The sequence below is a fragment of the Cellulomonas sp. JZ18 genome, from assembly GCF_009720485.1.
Lineage (GTDB): Bacteria > Actinomycetota > Actinomycetes > Actinomycetales > Cellulomonadaceae > Cellulomonas.
In genome coordinates this window covers 1365004-1384813 of record NZ_CP045245.1, presented here as the reverse complement: position 1 = coordinate 1384813, position 19810 = coordinate 1365004, and the positions used below count along the sequence as shown (strand labels likewise).

General features: G+C 76.4%; 16 protein-coding genes, 2 tRNA genes and 2 pseudogenes. 5 read left to right on the top strand and 15 right to left on the bottom strand.

Annotated elements, in window-relative coordinates; genetic code table 11:
* The 5 genes and pseudogenes from rsmD to GC089_RS06340 form a co-directional block, all read right to left on the bottom strand.
* Positions 1-573 carry a 16S rRNA (guanine(966)-N(2))-methyltransferase RsmD gene (rsmD, locus tag GC089_RS06360; protein WP_155376919.1) on the bottom strand — a complete coding sequence of 191 codons (573 nt, stop codon included), beginning with the start codon at positions 571-573 and terminating at the stop codon, positions 1-3.
* Positions 570-1490, bottom strand: coding sequence for a DUF6297 family protein (locus tag GC089_RS18955; protein ID WP_370514081.1), 921 nt, complete (start codon positions 1488-1490; stop codon positions 570-572). Before GC089_RS18955 ends, rsmD begins: the two co-directional genes overlap by 4 nt.
* An 857-nt stretch (positions 1491-2347) precedes the next feature.
* Positions 2348-2878, bottom strand: a pseudogene (locus GC089_RS06350) (ATP-binding cassette domain-containing protein); the annotation flags it as partial.
* A gap of 74 nt (positions 2879-2952) precedes the next feature.
* Positions 2953-5214 (bottom strand): ATP-dependent DNA helicase RecG, encoded by a 2262-nt coding sequence (locus GC089_RS06345; RefSeq protein WP_155376918.1) that lies wholly within the window; start codon positions 5212-5214, stop codon positions 2953-2955.
* A gap of 55 nt (positions 5215-5269) precedes the next feature.
* Positions 5270-6946: a DAK2 domain-containing protein gene (locus tag GC089_RS06340; RefSeq protein ID WP_155376917.1), complete on the bottom strand. Its 1677-nt coding sequence runs from the start codon at positions 6944-6946 to the stop codon at positions 5270-5272.
* A gap of 324 nt (positions 6947-7270) precedes the next feature.
* Here GC089_RS06340 and rpmB point away from each other — a divergent pair, with 324 nt between their 5' ends.
* Both rpmB and GC089_RS06330 read left to right on the top strand, forming a co-directional pair.
* The gene (rpmB, locus tag GC089_RS06335) at positions 7271-7462 is read left to right on the top strand and encodes a 50S ribosomal protein L28 (RefSeq protein ID WP_135974635.1); all 192 of its coding nucleotides are present in this window, start codon (positions 7271-7273) and stop codon (positions 7460-7462) included.
* 143 nt (positions 7463-7605) lie between these two features.
* On the top strand, positions 7606-8130 hold the full coding sequence (locus GC089_RS06330; protein ID WP_155376916.1) for a GNAT family N-acetyltransferase: 525 nt from the start codon (positions 7606-7608) through the stop codon (positions 8128-8130).
* A 25-nt stretch (positions 8131-8155) separates the two neighbouring features.
* Here GC089_RS06330 and GC089_RS06325 read toward each other — a convergent pair whose 3' ends face one another.
* Entirely contained in the window at positions 8156-9133 is a 978-nt protein-coding gene (locus GC089_RS06325) for a thiamine-phosphate kinase (RefSeq protein ID WP_155376915.1), read from the bottom strand.
* A 77-nt stretch (positions 9134-9210) separates the two neighbouring features.
* Here GC089_RS06325 and GC089_RS06320 point away from each other — a divergent pair, with 77 nt between their 5' ends.
* Positions 9211-9678 (top strand): DUF3515 family protein, encoded by a 468-nt coding sequence (locus tag GC089_RS06320; protein WP_155376914.1) that lies wholly within the window; start codon positions 9211-9213, stop codon positions 9676-9678.
* 42 nt (positions 9679-9720) lie between these two features.
* Here GC089_RS06320 and GC089_RS06315 read toward each other — a convergent pair whose 3' ends face one another.
* Positions 9721-10887, bottom strand: coding sequence for a D-alanine--D-alanine ligase family protein (locus tag GC089_RS06315; protein ID WP_155376913.1), 1167 nt, complete (start codon positions 10885-10887; stop codon positions 9721-9723).
* Between the two features lie 61 nt (positions 10888-10948).
* Here GC089_RS06315 and GC089_RS06310 point away from each other — a divergent pair, with 61 nt between their 5' ends.
* A complete protein-coding gene (locus GC089_RS06310) occupies positions 10949-12181 on the top strand; it encodes a PLP-dependent aspartate aminotransferase family protein (RefSeq protein WP_155376912.1) in 1233 nt (410 codons plus the stop codon).
* Between the two features lie 30 nt (positions 12182-12211).
* On the opposite strand, the gene GC089_RS06305 is transcribed toward GC089_RS06310, so the two are convergent.
* The 5 genes and pseudogenes from GC089_RS06305 to leuC form a co-directional block, all read right to left on the bottom strand.
* Positions 12212-13231: an NAD(P)H-dependent glycerol-3-phosphate dehydrogenase gene (locus GC089_RS06305; RefSeq protein ID WP_155376911.1), complete on the bottom strand. Its 1020-nt coding sequence runs from the start codon at positions 13229-13231 to the stop codon at positions 12212-12214.
* A gap of 28 nt (positions 13232-13259) precedes the next feature.
* Positions 13260-13967, bottom strand: a pseudogene (locus GC089_RS06300) (lysophospholipid acyltransferase family protein); the annotation flags it as partial.
* A 77-nt stretch (positions 13968-14044) separates the two neighbouring features.
* Entirely contained in the window at positions 14045-15376 is a 1332-nt protein-coding gene (gene murA / locus GC089_RS06295; RefSeq protein WP_155376910.1) for a UDP-N-acetylglucosamine 1-carboxyvinyltransferase, read from the bottom strand.
* Positions 15377-15571: 195 nt separating this feature from the next.
* Entirely contained in the window at positions 15572-16240 is a 669-nt protein-coding gene (gene leuD / locus GC089_RS06290; RefSeq protein WP_155376909.1) for a 3-isopropylmalate dehydratase small subunit, read from the bottom strand.
* Positions 16241-16270: 30 nt separating this feature from the next.
* Positions 16271-17734, bottom strand: coding sequence for a 3-isopropylmalate dehydratase large subunit (gene leuC, locus GC089_RS06285; protein WP_155376908.1), 1464 nt, complete (start codon positions 17732-17734; stop codon positions 16271-16273).
* Positions 17735-17850: 116 nt separating this feature from the next.
* On the opposite strand from leuC, the gene GC089_RS06280 reads away from it, so the two are divergent.
* Positions 17851-18570: an IclR family transcriptional regulator gene (locus GC089_RS06280; protein WP_155376907.1), complete on the top strand. Its 720-nt coding sequence runs from the start codon at positions 17851-17853 to the stop codon at positions 18568-18570.
* A gap of 284 nt (positions 18571-18854) precedes the next feature.
* On the opposite strand, the gene GC089_RS06275 is transcribed toward GC089_RS06280, so the two are convergent.
* From GC089_RS06275 to GC089_RS06265, 3 genes are all read right to left on the bottom strand, one after another.
* Positions 18855-18927 (bottom strand) — tRNA-Glu (locus GC089_RS06275).
* Between the two features lie 139 nt (positions 18928-19066).
* Positions 19067-19138, bottom strand: a tRNA-Gln gene (locus GC089_RS06270).
* Between the two features lie 194 nt (positions 19139-19332).
* Entirely contained in the window at positions 19333-19791 is a 459-nt protein-coding gene (locus GC089_RS06265; protein WP_155376906.1) for a hypothetical protein, read from the bottom strand.
* Positions 19792-19810 lie beyond the last annotated feature (19 nt).

Sequence of the window (19810 nt, the reverse complement as noted above, 5' to 3'; positions counted from 1 at the left end):
TCAGGCCGGTGCCTCCTGCGCGGCCGCGTGCTCCGCGAACCACACCTGCGTCTCGCCGTAGCGCCGGTCGTCGAGCGGCACGAGCGGCGCCGGCCAGACGGGGGCGGACGCGCGCGCGGAGCGCTCGACGACGACGACCGCCCCGGGCGCCGTCCCGCGCGCCACGCCCTCGAGCGCCGCCGCGAGCGCGCCGTCCCCGAGGTCGTACGGCGGGTCGAGGAGGACGAGGTCGAACGCCGGCCCGTCGAGCCGCGCCACGTACCGGTCCACCGTGTCGGCGACGACGTCCACCCGCCCCGCCATCCCGAGCGCGCGCACGTTGCGTCGGCACGCGTCGACCGCCACCCGAGCGCTGTCGACCAGCACGACGTGCGCGGCACCGCGGCTCGCGGCCTCGAGCCCGAGGGCGCCCGAGCCGGCGTAGAGGTCCAGCACGCGCGCACCCTCGACCGCGTCGAGGTGCTCCAGGCGCGAGAACAGCGCCTCCCGGACGCGCTCGCTCGTCGGACGCGTGCCCTTGGCGGGGACGACGAGCGTCCGGCCGCCGGCGGTGCCGGCCACGATGCGCGTCACGGCGTCCTCCCCGCGTCCCCGGTGCGCGCGTCCCCGGTCCGTGCGTCCCCGGTCCGTGCGTCCCCCTCGAGGCTGCGCTCCAGCCAGCCCTTCTCGTGCGTCGACGAGCCGACGGCGACCGCGACCGCGGACAGCACGAGCTGGGCGTACACGACCGGGGTCGTCACGGCGGCCAGCCCGATCGCGACCCACAGCGGCAGCAGGCACAGCGCCACGAGGTCGGGCCCGCGCGAGAGCACGGCCAGCGCACCGAGCGGCACCGCGCCCGCCTCCGTCACGACGAGACCCCTGCCCCACTCCGGGGCGGGGCGGTACGCCGCCCGCACCGCTGCCGCCGCCCACACGGGCACCGACACGACACCCAGGACGAGCCAGTCCACGAGGGCTCCGTCCGACCAGAGCGCGACCGCCGTCAGCGTCGCGGTCGTCCACACCAGCGCCACCAGCCCGGGCAGGACCATGCGCAGGCGGCGCACGGCGGTGTGCCCAAGCGGCAGCGCACGGTCGAGGACGGGCGCCATCTGCGCCCAGCGCGCCCCCTCGGCGCCCGCGCTCACGGCGGCGGCCCCGCCGACGACGGTGGCGAGCAGCACGCCGACGGGGCTCGCCAGCTGCGGGACGACGGTCGCGAGGACGGGCACCAGCACGGCGACGGCGAGCTGCACGAGGTGCCGCGGCGAGCGACGCAGCAGCACGAGGTCGGCGGTGACGAGCGCGGACGCAGGCCCGCGCACGGTCCGCAGCCGCGACGACCACCGCCGCGCGGGCCGCAGCACGGCCCCCGCCAGAGCGCGGCCCAGCTCACGCGAGTCGAGGGCCACGACCGCGCCGACCGCCTGCGCCGCGACCGACCCGCTGTCACGGACCGTGCGGGCCGGCAGCCGCTCGAGCCGGGTGTCGAGGAGGACGGCGAGCACGGCGACCACGAGCGCGGCGGCCGCCACGACGGCCCAGCCCGGCACCGGCAGCGTCGTGGGGCGGCCCCGGAGAACGCCAGCACCGCGGCGCCGACGGGCGCCGCGACCAGCAGCAGGTCCCCGACGAGCGCCGTCGCGCGACGCGGCACGCCGGCCGACTGCACGAGGCCGGCAGCCAGCACCACGGCGGCCGCCACGAGCGCACCCACGAGGGCCGACCGCACCAGCCCCGCGCCGCCCTGCACGAGCAGCCCCGCGGACAGGAGCACGACGAGCACGGCGGCCGCGGGCGCCGCCAGCAGCGGCAGACGGCGTGCCGCGGGCCGCAGCAGACCGCGCCGGGCCACCGGGAGCGTCAGCCACCACGCCGCCTCCGCACCACCGGCCCCGACCGGCCCGAGCCGCCCCGCCAGCGACAGCAGCGCCCCGGTCGCGCCGAGGAGCACGACGGCCACGACGACGGGCAGGCTCAGCCCCACGGGCGGGGCGACCTCGGGGGTGGCGGCAGCGCGACGCGCAGCTGCTGCACGGCGCCGAGCCCCACGCCGACCGACACGGCGACGCACAGCAGCGCGGTGTACAGGTCGCCGAGCAGCGCGCCCACCCGGCCCTCGGCGCGTGCACGGGGTGCCTGCGCGGTGAACCGGCGGATGGACCGGGCGGCGGGGACGGCGCCGAGGTCGAACGTGCGGACGGCCGTCACAGCACGACCCGCGCGATCCGCGCCGCCGCCTCCGCGGGGTGAGCACCTCGACGGCCTGCTCCCCCACGTGCACGGCGGCGTCGCACACCTCCACGACGAGGTCGGGGTCGTGGGTCGCGAGCAGCACCGCACCGCCGCCGGCGGTCTCGTCGCGCAGGCGCGCGGCCAGGCGCGTGCGCATGCGCTGGTCGAGGCGCTGCTCGGGCTCGTCGAGGACGAGCAGCGACCGCGGCCGCACGAGGCCGGCGGCGAGCAGCAGCCGGCGCCGCTGCCCGGACGACAGCGCGACAGGCAGCGCCTGCGCGTGGTCGGTCAGCCCGAACTCCTCCAGCAGCTCGGCGACCCGCTCGCGCGCCGCGAGCACGCCGTGACCGCGCGCCGTCAGGTAGAGGTGCTCGGCGACCGTGAGGGCGGGGAAGTACGCGTCGTCGTCCAGGACGCCCGCCACCGCGCGGCGGAAGTCCGCCTCGCGCTCGTCGACGTCCCGGCCCAGCACCTGCACACGCCCCGACATCGGCGGGAGCAGACCGAGCACGGTCTTGAGCACCGTGGACTTGCCCGAGCCGTTGGCGCCGACGAGCGCGAGCGCGCTGCCCGGGTCGAGGGTGAAGGAGACCGGCGGGCACACGGGCGCCGACCCGTAGCCCACGGTGACGTCCTCGAGCCGGACCACGGGTGTCGCCATGCGGGTCAGGGTAGTTGGGCCCGCGAGCGCGCCCGTGCCGTCCCGGTGCCCGCGCCGGGCCGCGCCGAGCCGGGTCACGTCCGGTCGAGGTACTCCTCGCGCTCCCCCGCCAGCTGCTCCTCGATCGCCGCGACGAGCGCGGGCCACGCGCTCAGGTCGCCGTCCTGCTCGACGAGCGCACGGGCGTCCGCCCGGGCCCGGTCGATGACGTCCGCGTCGCGCGTCACGCGCAGCAGCCGCAGCGAGCTGCCGCGCCCGTGCTGCGCGGCGCCGAGCACGTCGCCCTCGTGCCGCAGCTCGAGGTCGAGCGCCGCGAGGCGGAAGCCGTCGGTCGTGCTCGCGAGGGTCTCCAGGCGCGTGTGGGCGTCGGTGCCGGGCTCGGCGGCGCTCACGAGCAGGCACAGCCCCGGTCGCGTGCCACGCCCCACGCGTCCACGCAGCTGGTGCAGCTGCGACAGCCCGAAGCGGTCCGCGTCGAGCACGACCATCACGGTCGCCTCCGGCACGTCGACACCGACCTCGACGACCGTCGTCGACACGAGGACGGGTGCCGCGCCCGACGCGAACGCCGCGAACGCGCGGTCCTTCTCCTCGGGGCTCAGGCGCCCGTGCAGGATCCCGACGCCCACCCCCGCCAGGTCCGGCCGGGCGCGCAGCTGCTCGGCGACCTCGGTCACCGCGCGCAGCGGCCGGCGCGGCGGGGCCTGCGCGCCGACGGTGTCGACCGCGACGGCGAGCAGGTCGGCGCCCTCGTCGTCACCGGCGCCGGTGCCCGCCGCGTCGCCGTCGGGGGCGTCGTCGGCGTCGATGCGCGGGCAGACGACGTAGGCGCGCCCGCCGCGGTCGACCTCCTCGCGCACGCGCTGCCACGTGCGGTCGGTCCAGCGGGGGTTGTCCGCCGGGACCGTGTGCGTGGTGATGCCCTGCCGCCCGGCCGGCACCTGGTCCAGCACCGACGTCTCGAGGTCGCCGAACACCGTCATGGCGACCGTGCGCGGGATCGGCGTCGCGGTCATGACCAGCGTGTGCGGGGTGCGCGCGGCCTTCGCGCGCAGCGCGTCGCGCTGCTCGACGCCGAACCGGTGCTGCTCGTCGACGACGACGAGGCCGAGGTCCGCGAGCTGCACCGTCTCGGACAGCAGCGCGTGCGTGCCCACGACGATGCCCGCGCGCCCGCTGGCCGCGTCGAGCAGCGCCTCGCGCCGCGCCGCGGCGGGCAGCGAACCCGTGAGCAGCGCCACTCGCGTCGCCTGCTCGGCCCCGCCGAGGAACCCGTCCTCCGCGAGGTCGCCGAGCAGGGCGCGCAGCGTCCGGGCGTGCTGCGCGGCCAGCACCTCGGTCGGGGCGAGCAGCGCCGCCTGCCCGCCCGCGTCGACCACCTGCAACATCGCGCGCAGCGCGACCACCGTCTTGCCGGACCCGACCTCGCCCTGCAGCAGCCGCTGCATCGGACGGGGCGCGGCGAGCTCCGCGGCGATCTCCTCCCCGACCGCCCGCTGCCCCGCCGTCAGCGTGAACGGCAACCGGGCGTCGAACGCGTCGAGCAGCCCGCCGCTCCGCCGCGGCCGCGCCACGGCCTCCTCCCGCGCGACGCGGGCGCGCCGGCGCGCGAGCTCGGCCTGCAGCACCAGCGCCTCCTCGTAGCGCAGCCGGTCGCGTCCCCGCCGCCAGTCGTGCTCGTCGGCGGGCAGGTGCACCAGGCGCAGCGCCTCGAGGAGGGTGGGCAGCCCGTGCGCGGTCCGCAGGTCCGCCGGGACCGGGTCGGGCACGTCCTCCTCGCGCAGCGGGTCGAGCACCGTGCGCACGGCCTGGCCCACCTTCCACGACTCGAAGCCCGCGAGGGCGGGGTACACCGGGACCGGACGGCTGGCGTCGAGCAGCGCCTCCTCCTCGTCGTGCGCGTCGTCCTCGCTGCCGAAGAGGCGGCACTCGGGGTGCATGAGCTGCAGCGTCCGGCGGTAGAGGGACACGACACCCGTGAACAGCCCGCGGCGCCCCGCGCGCAGCTGCGCCTCGCGCCACTCGAGCTTGCGCCGGTGCGTGGCGAAGAACGTCAGCTCGAGGCGGCTCGTGCCGTCGGTGATCGTCGACTGGAGCAGCCCCTTGCCCTGCGACGTGGTCCGTAGCGACGTGCGCACCACCTCCGCCACGACCGTGACGTGCTCGCCCACCGCGAGCCGCGAGACGTCGGTCAGCGTCCCGGGCTCCGCGTACCGCCGGGGGTAGTGCCGCAGCAGGTCCGCCGTCGTCTCCAGGCCCAGCTTCGCGAGCGCCTTGCCCGTGCGCGGGTTCGTCGCCCGCGCGAGCGGCACCGCGAGGGGGTCCGTCGTCAGCATCCGCGTCCCACCTCTCGTCCCGTCCGTGCTCCTGCGTCCCCGGTGCGCACGACCGTCAGTCCACCCCGACCCACCAGCCCGCCTGCGCGGCGGGCCCGACGACGACGACCTCCTGCTCGGGGTGCGCCGCGCGCACGGCGGCGGCCGTGGCGTCCACCGCCGCCGGCGGCGCGCCGGCGCCGTGCACGAGGGTCACGGACTGCGCCTCGGGAGCGTCGAGGACGAGCGCGGCCACCGCGGCCTCGACGGCGGTGTGCGGGGCGCCTCCGGCGTCGCCGGACCCGGGCGGGTCCGTGGCGGCGGGGTCCGCCGGCAGCCGCGCCTCGCGCAGCCGGTGGAGCACGGCCCGTGCGGCGCGGGCGCCCGCCTCGGGCTCGGCCAGCACCGCGAGGCACGCCACGACCGCGGGGCCGTCGGACGGTACGGGCAGCACGACGAGGCGGCGCGTCGCGTCCCCGGGAGCGCCGTCCGGCGGGACCGGTCCGGGCACCGTGGCCGGCACCGTGGCCGGCAGAGTGGCCGGCACTGTGGCCGGCAGCGCGGCCGCGGCGTCGAGCACGAGCACCGGCCCCTCCCCCGCGTCCGTGACCGCGCGGTCCACGTGCGCGGGCGTGACCACGGTGCCCGGCTCGGCCACGAGGGTCACCGCCCCGGCGGTCGCGTACCACGCGGCCAGGCCGGGCGACGGCGTGAGCACGACCAGCGCCGCGCCGTCGTCACCGCGCGCGTCCACCGTCCGCACGACCACCTGCGCCCGCTGCGGTGCCGGCACGAGGGCGAGGGCGGCCGCCGGGTCGTCGGTGTGCACGTGCGCGTGCAGGCGCCCGCCCACCGCGGCGACCGCGACCGCGTCGCCGACGCCGCCCAGCGCCTGCGCGAGGGCGTCCGCGTCCGCGGACGGCGCGTCCGTCCCGCCGGGCCCGGGCACGACCTGCAGGACCACCTCGTAGGCGCCGTCGCCGCCGTGCGCGTGCGCCGCGGCGACGGCGGGCGACGGACCGTCGGCGGGCAGCCACGACAGGTCGAGGTCGGCGGCGGCCGCGGGCGTCCGGGTCCGCAGCGCGTGGGCCAGGGCGTCGAGCAGGACCAGCAGCGCGCAGGCGCCCGCGTCGACGACCCGGGCCGCGCGCAGCACCTCGTGCCCCGCGCTCACCCGACCGAGGTCGGCGCGTGCGGCGGCCGTCGCCGCGGTGAGCGCGTCGACGTGACCGGTGCCCGCCGACGTGGCACGCGCGACCTCCCGCGCCACGTCGCCCGCGACCGTCAGCACCGTCCCCTCCTGCGGGTCCGCCACCGCTGCACGCGCCGCGGACGCCGCGCGCCCGAGCGCGGTCGCGAGGTCCGCACCCGCGTCGACCGCCGCGGCGAGACCGCCGAGCCACTGGCTCACGATGACGCCCGAGCTGCCGCGCGCCGCCTCGGCGGCGCCCGTGGCGAGCGCGCGGGCGACCGCGGCCGCGTCGGCGTCGTGCCCGGTCCGCGCGACCGCGTCGGCGCCGCCGGCGAGCGTGAGGTGGACGTTCGAGCCCGTGTCCGCGTCGGCCACCGGGAAGACGTTCACCGCGTCGACCCGCTCGCGCGCGGCCGCCGACGCGGCCCGCGCGCCGACCGCCCACGCGCGCAGCGCCTCGGGGTCGTGCAGGGCGTCCCGCCCCGGCGCACCCGGAGCACCGGGCGCAGCCGACGCCCCGGGTGCGCCACGCTGCGCGTCGTCCGCCCCCAGCACCGCCATCCGCACCCTCCGTCGTCCGGCCCGACCGCCCGGCCCACGCCCGATGGTGCCGCCGCGCGACGGCACCGGTCCGTCGCGTCCACGGCGCGAACCACCGGAGCACTGTGCCTCACACCGCCCACATTTGGGCGCCACCCCGTCGATGGGCTAGCCTTGTCCGGTTGCCCGGACCCCGTCCGGCATCCCCACCGACTTCCCGACGCACCGTCGTGCGGTCGAGGCCGGTCACCTGCGGGTGACGGGCCCGGCCGAGGCCGTGTGCGCGGGTCGTGCACGAACCGGGCCGCGCGCCGGTCCGGGACAGACCAGAACCAGGAGAAGACCGTGGCTGCCAACTGCGACGTCTGCGCCAAGGGCCCGAGCTTCGGGCACAGCATCTCGCACTCGCACGTGCGCACGAAGCGCCGCTGGAACCCGAACATCCAGCGGGTGCGCGTCGTCGTGGCGGGGACCCCGAAGCGCCTCAACGTGTGCACCTCGTGCCTCAAGGCCGGCAAGGTCCAGCGCGCCGTCTGAGACGCACCCCCGCGGCGCCGTCGGGCGTCCGCGACGCAGGAACCTCACGAGGGCCCGCGAGCAGCTGCTCGCGGGCCCTCGTGCTGCGCCCGGAACGGGCGGTATGCCTCGTGCCCCCTCGGGCCGTGTGGCACCCTGACCTCATGGTCGAGCCCATCGACGAGGTCACCATCCGCCCCGCCACGCCCGACGACGCCCCCGACATAGCCGACGTGCACGTGCGGTCCTGGCAGGAGGCGTACGCGGGCATCGTGCCCGACGAGTACCTGAGCTCGCTCGACCCGCAGCAGCGCGCCCACCGCTGGCGTGAGCTGCTCGCGGCCGGCCCGGAGGACCGCGTGCACACGCTCGTGGCGCACGCGGGCGACCGGCTGCTCGGGTTCGCCTCGTACGGACCGTCCCGGGACGAGGACGCACGCCGCGGCGAACGCGAGATCTACTCCCTCTACCTCGACCCCGGGACGTGGGGACAGGGCGTGGCGCGCGAGCTGATCCGCAGCGTCGTCGCCGAGGTCGGCGAGCAGACCCCGCTCACGCTGTGGGTGCTCGCCGCGAACGAACGTGCGCGGCACTTCTACCGCCGCCACGGCTTCCAGCCCGACGGCGTCGAGCGGCTCGACGACGTGGGCGGCGCGCAGCTGCTCGAGATCCGCTACCGACGGGGCTGAGCACCGGCGGACCGCACGGCCCGCGTCAGGCGCCGAAGTGGTCCCAGCCGACCGAACCCGGCCGGGGCGGCGCTCCGTCGACGAGCACGAGCTCGTCGCCGCGCTCACGCACGGACCCGACGGGGCGGAACCCGGGCGGCAGCGCGACGTCCGGCGGGAACGTCGCGAGCAGGCCGTGGTCCTCACCGCCGGCGAGCAGCCAGTCCTCGACGGCGACGCCCAGCGCCTCCGCGGCCGGACGCAGCCGCCGGACGTCGTCCGCGAGGACCCGCGCGGGCGCGTCGAGCGCGAGCGTGACGCCGCTCGCGCGCGCCATCCGCCGCCCGTCGCGCAGCAGCCCGTCGGACACGTCGAGCATGGCCGTCGCACCCGCCCGCGCGGCCGCCGGACCCGCGGCCACCGGCGGCTCCGGCACCCGGTAGGCCTCGACGAGGTCGGCGTCGACGTCCTCGCGGCCGGCGGCGAGCAGGGCCCAGCCGGCGCCGGACCACCCGCAGCGGCCGGCGAGCGCGAGCACGTCGCCCGGGCGCGTGCCCGTCCGTCGCACCGGCGGACGCCCCTCGAGGTCCCCGTGCGCGGTCACCGACACCACGAGGACCGGCCCCGACGAGAGGTCGCCCCCCACCACGCCGACGTCCAGGGGACGGCACGCGTCGCCGAGACCCTGCGCGAGACCCTCCACCCAGCTGACGGGCGTGTCACCGGGCACGACGAGACCCACCACCAGCGCCGTCGGCCGAGCCCCCATCGCGGCGACGTCGGCGAGGTTCTGCATCGCGGCACGGCGGCCCACCGCGGTCCCCGTCGACCACGCGCGGCGGAAGTGGACGTCCTCGACCAGCACGTCGCACGTGATCACGACCCGGCCGTCAGCTGCGGCCACGACCGCCGCGTCGTCCCCCGGCGGGACGAGCGTGCGCGACCCGACGGGAAGGTGGGGGAAGATCCGGTCGAGCAGGTCCTGCTCGGCGAGGTCACGGACGCGGGGACTCTCGGCGGGCACCCGCACACGCTAGACGCTCCCGCGGCGGCCTCGCAGCCGCGCCCGGACGGCGACGCCGCGGCGGGTACGGTGGTCACGTGCCCGCCCGCCGTGCCCTGCCCGTCGTCGCCGCGGCGCTCCTGACCCTGACGGCCTGCGCCCCGGTCGTCGCCGTGGACGTCGCCCCGCACGCGACCGACCCGGTCTGCGCGTCCGTGGTGCTCGCGCTGCCCGCCCAGCTGTCGCAGGACCTGCCGCGCCTCGACACGGACGCGCAGGCGACGACCGCGTGGGGCCGCCCGGACGCCGCGGTCGTGCTGCGGTGCGGGGTGGAGCCGCTCGGCCCGACGACGGACCGGTGCCAGTCGGTGAGCACACCGAACGGACCGACCATCGACTGGGTCGTCGTGGAGGAGTCCGGCGACTGGCGCTTCACCACCTACGGCCGCGTGCCCGCGGTGGAGGTCCTCGTCCCCGAGGAGGTCACCGAGTTCAGCTCGACGTCGTTCGTCGACCTGCTGGGGCCGGCCGTCGCGCTGACCCGGCAGGACCGCTCCTGCCTGTGACGCGGCGGCGCCGCACGGGCGGGCGCCGGCGGAGGTGCGGGGTCAGCGCAGACCGGTCGGGCGTGCGAGCGCCAGGCCGACGAGCTCGTCGACGAGCTCGGGGTACGACATGCCCGTCGCCTCCCACATCCGCGGGTACATGGAGTACGGCGTGAAGCCGGGCATCGTGTTGATCTCGTTGACGACGACCTCGTCGTCGGGCGTGACGAACACGTCGACACGGGCGAGGCCCTCGCAGCCGACCGCCTCGAAGGCGCGGACCGCCGCCTCGCGGACCCGCGCCGTGACGTCGTCGGGCAGGTCGGCCGGGCAGGAGAGCGTCACGCCCGCCTCGTCCAGGTACTTGGCCTCGAAGTCGTAGAACGTGTGGCGGGCGTCGGTGACGACGATCTCGCCGGGCAGGGACGCGCGCGCCGGTGCCCCGTCCCGGCCGCCGAGCACGCCGCACTCGACCTCGCGGCCCGTGAGCGCGGCCTCGACGACCACCTTGGGGTCGTGCCGGCGCGCCTCGGCGACGGCCGCCACCAGCTGGTCCCGGTGGTCGACGCGGGAGATGCCGAGGCTCGAGCCCGCGCGGGCCGGCTTGACGAAGAGCGGCAGGCCCAGGTCGGCCACGAACCCGTCGAGGGTCGCCGCGTCGGCGGGCGCGCCGCCGGGCAGCACCCGGAACGGCCCCACGCGCAGGCCCGAGCCGGCCAGCACGAGCTTCATCATGTGCTTGTCCATGCCGACCGCCGAGGCGAGGACGCCGGAGCCGACGTAGCGCACGTCGGCGAGCTCGAGCAGGCCCTGCAGCGTCCCGTCCTCCCCGAACGGGCCGTGCAGCAGCGGGAACACCACGTCGACGGCACCGAGCGAGCGCGCCAGGCGGCCGTCCTCGACCACCTGCACGTCCCGCTCGACCGTGCCCTGCGGCAGCAGCACACGGGTCGCCGTGTCCTCGACCTCGGGCAGCCGCCCCTCCGTGATCGCCCAGCGGGTGGGGTCGTCGTCGGCCAGCACCCACTGGCCGGCGCGCGTGATACCGACGGCGACCACGTCGTAGCGGTCGCGGTCGATGGCGCGCAGCACGCCCCCGGCGGTCGCGCAGGAGATCGCGTGCTCGCCGGAGCGGCCGCCGAACAGGACCATCACGCGGGGTCGACCTCCGCCCGCGTCCGGGTGGCCGGGGGCCGTGGCGTCGGTGCGGGGGGAGTTCGTGGCGTCCATCGCCGACCGACCCTACCGGGCCGCGGCGCGGGAGGGGCCGGGCGCGGGCTACCCTGCGCGGGTGGACCGTCCGCACACCCCGTCGCACCCCGCCCGCCTCTCCCCCGGCACGCTCGCCGTCAGCGCCGGCCGTCCCGACCGCGCGCCCGGCGGGGCCGTGAACCCCGCCCTCGTGCTGTCGTCGACGTTCGTGTCCCAGGGCGCGCCGGTCGCGGGCGAGCACCTGTACGGACGCTCGGGCAGCCCGACGTGGGAGCCGTTCGAGGAGGCGCTCGCGGCGCTCGAGCGCGCCGGGCACGCCGACGCCGGACGTCCCGTCGACGGTCCCCCCGCGGTCGTGCTCGCCTCGGGGATGGCGGCCATCGCCGCGGTCCTCGCGCTCGTCCCGGTGGGCGGACGGGTGGTCGTGCCGCGGCACGCGTACCAGGTGACGCTCGTGCTGCTGCGCGAGCTCGCGGAGCGCGGCGCCCTCACCGTCGACCTGGTCGACGTCGCGGACACCGAGGCCGTCGCGGCGGCCGTGCGGGGCGGGGGCGACGTGGCGCCCGCGGCCCTGCTGTGGCTGGAGTCGCCGACCAACCCGATGCTCGAGGTGGCCGACGTCGCGGCGCTCGTCGCGGCCGCGCACGAGGTGGGCACGCTCGTCGCCGTCGACAACACGTTCGCGACGCCGCTCGTGCAGCGTCCGCTCGCCCTCGGTGCGGACCTCGTCGTGCACTCGGTCACCAAGTACCTCGCGGGGCACTCCGACGTCGTGCTGGGCGCCGTCGTGACGGACGACCCGGACCTGCACGCCCGGGTGGTCGCGCACCGCACCACCCACGGGGCGATCGCCGGCCCGTTCGAGGTGTGGCTCGCGCTGCGCGGGCTGCGCACGCTCGCGCTGCGCGTCGAGCGCGCGCAGCGCAACGCCGCCGAGCTCGCGCACCGCCTCGCCGCGCACCCCGCCGTCGTCGAGGTCCGCCACCCGAGCCTGCCCGGCGACCCCGGGCACGCCCGTGCCACCGCCCAGATGGACGGGTACGGCTCCGTCCTCGGCGTGCGTCCCGTGGGCGGCACGGCCGGCGCCGACGCGCTCGTGGCGGCGGTGCGCCTGTGGGTGCCGGCGACGAGCCTCGGCGGGGTCGAGTCGATGCTCGAGCGGCGCCGCCGGTTCGCCACGGAGTCGCTGACCGTGCCCGAGGACCTCGTGCGCATGAGCGTCGGCATCGAGGACGTCGACGACCTGTGGGCGGACCTGGAGGCCGGGCTCGCGGCGGCGCAGGCGACCACCGCGGCAGGTGCGGAGGGCTGACCCTCGGGTGGGCCGCCGCCGCCCCGCCGGTCAGACGCCCTCGGCCTTGTGCGGCCGCGCGAGCAGCAGCCCGGCGAGCCGGTCGACCGGCAGCCCCTCGTGGAGCACCTGGACGACGGCGGCCGTGATCGGCATGTCGACGCCGAGCGACGTGGCCAGCTCGAGCACCGAGCGGCACGACTTCACGCCCTCGGCCGTGCCGCCGGTCGCGACCAGCGCCTCGTCGAGGCTCATGCCGCGTCCGATGTGCACGCCCAGGCTGTGGTTGCGCGAGTCCGGGGACGCGCACGTGGCCATGAGGTCGCCCATGCCCGCCAGGCCCGGGAACGTGTCGGCGTCGGCGCCGAGGGCCAGACCGAGCCGGGTGATCTCGACGAGCCCGCGCGTGATGACCGTCGCCATGGTGTTGTAGCCCATCCCGCGGCCCTGCGAGATCCCGACGGCGAGCGCGATCACGTTCTTCACCGCACCGCACAGCTCCACCCCGACCACGTCCGGGTTCGTGTACGGGCGGAAGTAGGAGGACGCGCAGGCCCGCGCGACGAGCCGCGCGGTCGCGTCGCTCGTCGAGGCGACGACGGTCGCGGTCGGCTGCCGCAGCGCGATCTCGCGCGCGAGGTTGGGCCCGGAGAGCACCGCGACGCGCTCCGCCGGCACCCGCAGGCTCTCGGCCACGACCTCGCTCATGCGGCGGTCGGTGTCGAGCTCCACACCCTTCATCAGCGAGACGACGACGGTGTCGGGGCCGATCGCGTCCGCCAGCGGCACGAGCACCGCACGGGCCTGCTGCGAGGGCACGGCGACCGCCACGACGTCCGCCCCGCGCACCGCCTCCCGGGGGTCCGCCGTCGCCGTCACGCCCGCGGGCAGCTCGATGCCCGGCAGGTAGCGGCTGTTGCGGCGCTCCTCGGCGATCTCGCGCACGGTCGCGGCGTCCCGTCCCCAGACCGTGACGGAGCAGCCCGCGTCGGCCATCACCGCGGCGAACGTGGTCCCCCAGCTGCCGGAGCCGAGTACGGCGGCGTGCAGGCCCTCCCCCGTCGCGCTCACGCCTGCTCCTGCCCTCAGCCGACGCAGCGCGGCGGCGCCGGACGTCGAACGGCTCCGCGGGCGCCTGCTCGCCGCGGACCTGCTCGAGCTGCCGGGTGATCGCGGTCATGACGCGCGCGGTCGCCTCGCGCAGCGTCGCCGCGTCCTGGGGGCGGTCGTAGAGGTCGTCGAGGTCGACCGGCGGTCCCGCGACCACCGTGACCTTCTTGCGGGGGACGGGACGCAGCACCTTGCCGTACCGCGCGAGCAGGTCCTGGGGCCCCCACTGCGCGATGGGCACGACGGGGGCGCGCGTGGTCAGCGCGAGCCGCGCCACGCCGGTGCGGGCGACCATGGGCCACAGGTCGGGGTCGCGCGTCAGCGTGCCCTCCGGGAAGACGGCCACGCACTCGCCGGCCTGCAGGGCCTCCACGGCCGAGCGCAGCGAGTCCCCCGCGGCGGCGGTCTCGCGGTGCACGGGGATCTGCCCGGTCGCGCGCAGCGCGGGCCCGACGACGGGCACGGAGAAGAGCGAGGCCTTGGCCAGGATGCGCGGCACGTGCCCGTGGTCCCACAGGAAGTGCGCGAGGGTCAGCGGGTCGACCTCGGTCATGTGGTTGGACGCCGCGATGAACCCGCGGTCCGAGGGCAGGTGCTCCGCGCCGCGCCAGTCGGCCCGCGTCGTCGCGAACAGGAACGGCCGCACGATGCGCGCGACGTTGCGGTAGGCACGGTTGGAGCGCAGCGGCGACGGCACGGGACAGGATCGTAGCCGCCGCGCGCACGGGGCCGGCCACGCGGACGCGCGGCCGGCCCCGTGCGGGTGCCGGTGGGTCAGTGCACGGGCGCGGACTCCCGGCTGAACTGCGCGCCGAGCGCCTCGAGCTTCTCGGTGAAGCGCTCGTAGCCGCGGTCGATGAGGCTGATGCCGCGCACGGACGACTGCCCCTTCGCCGTGAGCGCCGCGATGAGGTGGCTGAACCCGCCACGCAGGTCCGGCACCTCGATGTCGGCCGCGGACAGCGGCGTCGGTCCCGAGATCACGGCGGAGTGGTAGAAGTTCCGCTGGCCGAAGCGGCAGGGCCGCCCGCCCAGGCACTCCTTGTAGACCTGGATCGTCGCGCCCATGCCGAGCAGCGCGTCGACGAAGCCGAACCGGTTCTCGTACACCGTCTCGTGCACGATCGACAGCCCGCGCGCCTGCGTGAGCGCGACGACGAGCGGCTGCTGCCAGTCGGTCATGAAGCCGGGGTGCACGTCCGTCTCGAGCTGGATCGAGCTGAGGTCGCCGCCCGGGTGGAAGAACCGGATGCCCTCGTCGTCGATCGTGAACTCGCCACCGACCTTGCGGAAGGTGTTGAGGAACGTCGTCATCTCCGGCTGCGTGGCGCCGCGCACGTACACGTCGCCGCCGGTCGCCAGCGCCGCCGAGGCCCAGGACGCGGCCTCGATGCGGTCCGCGAGCGCGGTGTGCTGGAAGCCGACCAGGCGGTCGACGCCCTCGATCCGGATCACGCGGTCCGTGGCGACCGAGATGATCGCGCCCATCTTCTGCAGGACGTTGATCAGGTCCATGATCTCGGGCTCGATCGCCGCGTTCGACAGCTCCGTGATGCCCTCGGCGCGGACCGCCGTCAGCAGCAGCTGCTCGGTGGCGCCGACGCTCGGGTACGGCAGCGCGATCTTCGTGCCCTGCAGCCGGCGCGGGGCGCGGATGTGGATGCCGTTGTGCGTCTTGTCCACGACGGCACCGAACTGGCGCAGGATGTCGAGGTGGTAGTTGATCGGCCGGTCGCCGATCCGACACCCGCCCAGGTCCGGGATGAACGCCTCGCCCAGCCGGTGCAGCAGCGGGCCGCAGAACAGGATCGGGATCCGGCTCGATCCCGCGTGCGCGTCGATGTCGGCGACGTGCGCCTGCTCGACGTCGGTCGGGTCGAGCCGCAGGACGCCGGCCTCGGCGTCCGCGTGCACCCGGACGCCGTGCAGCTCGAGCAGCCCGGTGACGACGGCCACGTCGCGGATCTGCGGGACGTTGCGCAGCTCGCTCGGGGTCTCGCCCAGGAGCGCGGCGACCATCGCCTTGGAGACGAAGTTCTTGGCGCCGCGGACGGTGATCTCCCCGCGCAGGGGGTTGCCACCGTCGACGTACAGCAGGTCGGTCATGGTCCCATGCTCCCCTACGCCGCGACCGCGCCGCGCCACCGCGGTCGCGGCGTGCACGGTCCTCGCGAAACTCTCACATCCCTCGTGGGGACCCGGGGGGGCGACGTGCTCCTCCCGGACCCGCGCGACCACCGCGCACGAGGCCACGGTAGCGGCGGGTCCGGGAGGTGCACCGTCACGCGTCGGGGTGGCGCGTCACCCGCGGCGCGTCGCACCCAGCTCGAGCCCGACCACCGGACGCGCAGGGCGCACCTCGACGGGCGGCAGGTGCTTCGCCGGCAGCGTGCGCGGGCGCCACGCCTCGCGCCGCTCCTCGAACGCGGTGATCTCGTCCGCGTGCTGGAGCGTCAGGCCGATGTCGTCGAGGCCCTCCATGAGGCGCCAGCGCGTGTAGTCGTCGACGTGGAACGGCACGACGACGTCGTCGCACGTCACCGTCCGCGCGTCGAGGTCGACGGTCACCTCGGTGCCCGGCCGGGTCTCGAGGACCTTCCACAGCAGCTCGACGTCCTCCTGCGCGACCTGCGCCGCGAGCAGGCCCTGCTTGCCCGAGTTGCCGCGGAAGATGTCCGCGAAGCGCGAGGAGATCACGACGCGGAAGCCGTAGTCCTTCAGCGCCCACACCGCGTGCTCGCGCGAGGACCCGGTGCCGAAGTCGGGGCCGGCCACCAGGACCGAGCCGGCACGGTACGCGTCCTGGTTGAGGACGAACGACGGGTCGCCCCGCCACGCCGCGAACAGCGCGTCCTCGAAGCCCGTGCGCGTGACCCGCTTGAGGTAGACGGCCGGGATGATCTGGTCGGTGTCGACGTTGCTGCGCCGCAGCGGGACGCCGACGCCGGTGTGCTGGGTGAACTTCTCCATGGCGGTGTTCCTGTCCGGGGTCGAGAGGCGTCAGGCGGACTGCAGCGCGTCGGTGCGCACGAGCGGGCTGCCGTCGGGCACGGGGACGTCCGGGCCGAGGTCGGCGACGGACGAGAGCGTGCCGCGGATCGCGGTCGCGGCGGCGACGATCGGCGAGACCAGGTGCGTCCGGCCGCCCTTGCCCTGCCGGCCCTCGAAGTTGCGGTTCGACGTGGAGGCCGAGCGCTCCCCCGGCGCGAGCTGGTCCGGGTTCATGCCCAGGCACATCGAGCAGCCCGCGTTGCGCCACTCGGCGCCGAAGTCGAGGAAGATCTTGTCCAGGCCCTCGGCCTCGGCCTGCAGGCGCACGCGCGCCGAGGACGGCACGACGAGCACGCGCACGTCGTCGGCCTTCTTGCGCCCCTCGACGAGCTTGGCGACCGCGCGCAGGTCCTCGATGCGGCCGTTGGTGCACGAGCCGATGAAGACCGTGTCCACCTTGATCGACCGCAGCGGCTGGCCGGGCGTCAGACCCATGTACTCGATGGCGCGCTCGGCCGCGACGCGCTCGTTCGCGTCGGCGATCTCCTCGGGCACCGGGACCGAGCCCGACAGCGGCAGGCCCTGGCCCGGGTTCGTGCCCCACGTGACGAACGGCTCGAGGTCGGCCGCCTCCAGGACGACCTCGGCGTCGAAGACGGCGTCGTCGTCCGTGCGCAGCGTGCGCCAGTACTCGACCGCCGCGTCCCAGTCGGCGCCCTCGGGCGCGTGCGGGCGGCCCTTGAGGTACTCGAAGGTCGTCTCGTCGGGCGCGATCATGCCGGCGCGCGCACCGGCCTCGATCGACATGTTGCAGATGGTCATGCGGCCCTCCATCGAGAGGGACCGGATGGCCTCGCCGCGGTACTCGAGGACGTAGCCCTGCCCGCCGCCCGTGCCGATCTTCGCGATGATCGCGAGGATGATGTCCTTGGCCGTCGCACCGGGGGGAAGCTGACCGTTGACGGTGATCGCCATGGTCTTGAAGGGCGCCAGCGGGAGGGTCTGCGTGGCGAGCACGTGCTCGACCTCGCTCGTCCCGATGCCGAACGCCAGCGCGCCGAACGCGCCGTGGGTCGACGTGTGCGAGTCGCCGCAGACCACCGTCAGGCCGGGCTGCGTGAGGCCGAGCTGCGGGCCCACCTGGTGGACGATGCCCTGGTCCGCGTCGCCGAGGGAGTGGATGCGCACGCCGAACTCGGCCGCGTTGCGGCGCAGCGTCTCGATCTGCGTCCGGCTCGTCGTGTCGGCGATCGGCCGGTCGATGTCGAGCGTCGGGGTGTTGTGGTCCTCGGTGGCGATCGTGAGGTCCGGACGGCGGACCGGGCGGCCCGCGAGCCGCAGGCCCTCGAAGGCCTGCGGGCTGGTCACCTCGTGGACCAGGTGCAGGTCGATGTACAGCAGGTCGGGGGCGCCGTTCGTGCCGCGGCGCACCACGTGCGCGTCCCAGACCTTCTCCGCCAGCGTGCCGGCCATGTCCTCAGTTCCTCTCCTCCGGGCGGGGGCTCCCGGTCGTCGCCCGCGACCGGGTCTCGGGCGGGCGTCCTGCGTGCCGTCTTGCATCTCACTGACCGAGACGGCAATATCGAACCATGGACAACTCTAGCGGAGTCGGCGTGCTGGACAAGGCCGCCTCGGTGCTGAGCGCTCTCGAGGCCGGACCGGCGACGCTCGCCCAGCTCGTCGCCGCCACCCACCTCGCGCGTCCGACCGCCCACCGCCTCGCCGTCGCGCTCGAGCACCACCGGCTCGTCGCCCGCGACCTGCAGGGCCGGTTCATCCTCGGCCCGCGCCTGTCGGAGCTCTCGACGGCCGCCGGCGAGGACCGCCTGCTCGCCGCCGCGGGACCGGTGCTGGCGCTGCTGCGCGACCACACGGGCGAGAGCGCGCAGCTGTACCGCCGCCAGGGGGACCAGCGCATCTGCGTCGCCGCCGCCGAGCGGCCCATCGGGCTGCGCGACTCGATCCCGGTCGGCGCGACGCTGACCATGCAGGCCGGCTCCGCCGCGCAGGTCCTGCTCGCGTGGGAGGAGCCGGACCGCCTGCACCGCGGCCTGCAGGGCGCCAAGTTCACGGCGACGATCCTGTCCGGCGTGCGCCGCCGCGGGTGGGCCCAGTCGGTGTCCGAGCGCGAGGTCGGCGTGGCCTCCGTCTCGGCCCCCGTCCGCGGGCCGTCGGGCCGTGTCGTCGCCGCCGTGTCGGTCTCGGGCCCGCTCGAGCGCCTCTCGCGCCAGCCCGGCCGGCTGCACGCCGCGGCGGTCGTCTCGGCCGCGAACCGGCTCACCGAGGTGCTGCGCCGCACGGCGGACTGACCGGGCGGCACGGCACGCGGCCCTCGCCCGCGGCGAGGCACGGCGCAGGAACGACGGGGCGTCCCGGCGACGAACGGCCGGGGCGCTCCGCTGCGCGTCGCGGGAGCCCTCCCCGGCCGCGGGGAGTGACACGTGCAGGCGGTTCGCCGGTGGGCCCCGACCGACACACCCCGCCCCCTCCCTCACCGTCCCGCCCTCCGCTGCCCCGCACGCAGGAGCCTCAGGGTGGACGGCGGGCGCAACGACAGAGGCCCGGTCACCTGATGGTGACCGGGCCTCGGACGTACCCCCGACCGGATTCGAACCGGCGCTACCGCCGTGAGAGGGCGGCGTGCTAGGCCGCTACACAACGGGGGCCTTGCTCACGACCCGTAGGCCGTGTGCCGTGGTGACACTCTACCGGACTTCCCGTCCGAGTCGAAAACTCGGCCGAGGCGCCCGGTCCGCCGCGTACGACGGGTGTCCGAGCCACCCACGGATCGCTCCGCGGGTTGCGCTGGGGTACCAGGACTCGAACCTAGACTAACTGAACCAGAATCAGTCGTGCTGCCAATTACACCATACCCCAGGGGCTGTGACCTGCACCGATGCGCCGCCGTCGGCCGACGAGGTCGGCGTCCGGGTCGCACGCCGTGGCGTCCGCAGCTCCGTGGTGCCGCACCCGTGGGCGCCGCACCGGCCGTGAACATTACCCGAGCGACGGGGGCCGGGTCCAACCGGCACCGTCTCTGCGGGGCCGGTACGGCCGGTTCGTGACGGACCTCACCCGCGCGGGATGTCCCGCACCTCCGTGACGTCGTACCAGAGCAGGTCGCGCTCCTCCAGACGCTCGACCGCTGCCTCGTCCCCCGCGGCGGCGGAGGCGACGTCGGCCGCCGCCTCGGGCTCGTCGACGTGCACCGACGCGACCTGGTCGAGCCCGACCCCGCACACCACCTCCACGGCGGACGGGACCGCCGGGTCGGACGCCGCGGCCACGCACGCGTCGGGCACGTCGGCCGCCACGACCACACGCAGCCGGGGGGCGTCGGGCCGCGCGGCCAGCAGCGCGAGGCTGTCGTCCGCGGCGCTCGCCTGCGCCGCGTACTCCCACCCCTCCTCGTCCTCGTCGGTCCACGCCGCGCGCAGAGCGGGCGTGACGGCGTGGGCGGGCCGGGGGGCGAGGAGGACCGGAGAGGGGTCCTGCAGCTCGTCGAGGGTCACGGGCAGGTAGACGCGCACGTGCCCAGTGTGCCGTCCC

Coding starts and splice junctions, on each gene's coding strand:
- GC089_RS06345 (WP_155376918.1), bottom strand. CDS start 5,214: ATGCTGACGACGGACCCCCTCGCGGTGCCGCTCGCGCGGGCGACGAAC.
- GC089_RS06340 (WP_155376917.1), bottom strand. CDS start 6,946: ATGGCGGTGCTGGGGGCGGACGACGCGCAGCGTGGCGCACCCGGGGCG.
- GC089_RS06330 (WP_155376916.1), top strand. CDS start 7,606: ATGGTCGAGCCCATCGACGAGGTCACCATCCGCCCCGCCACGCCCGAC.
- GC089_RS06315 (WP_155376913.1), bottom strand. CDS start 10,887: ATGGACGCCACGAACTCCCCCCGCACCGACGCCACGGCCCCCGGCCAC.
- murA (WP_155376910.1), bottom strand. CDS start 15,376: ATGACCGACCTGCTGTACGTCGACGGTGGCAACCCCCTGCGCGGGGAG.
- leuD (WP_155376909.1), bottom strand. CDS start 16,240: ATGGAGAAGTTCACCCAGCACACCGGCGTCGGCGTCCCGCTGCGGCGC.
- leuC (WP_155376908.1), bottom strand. CDS start 17,734: ATGGCCGGCACGCTGGCGGAGAAGGTCTGGGACGCGCACGTGGTGCGC.
- GC089_RS06280 (WP_155376907.1), top strand. CDS start 17,851: ATGGACAACTCTAGCGGAGTCGGCGTGCTGGACAAGGCCGCCTCGGTG.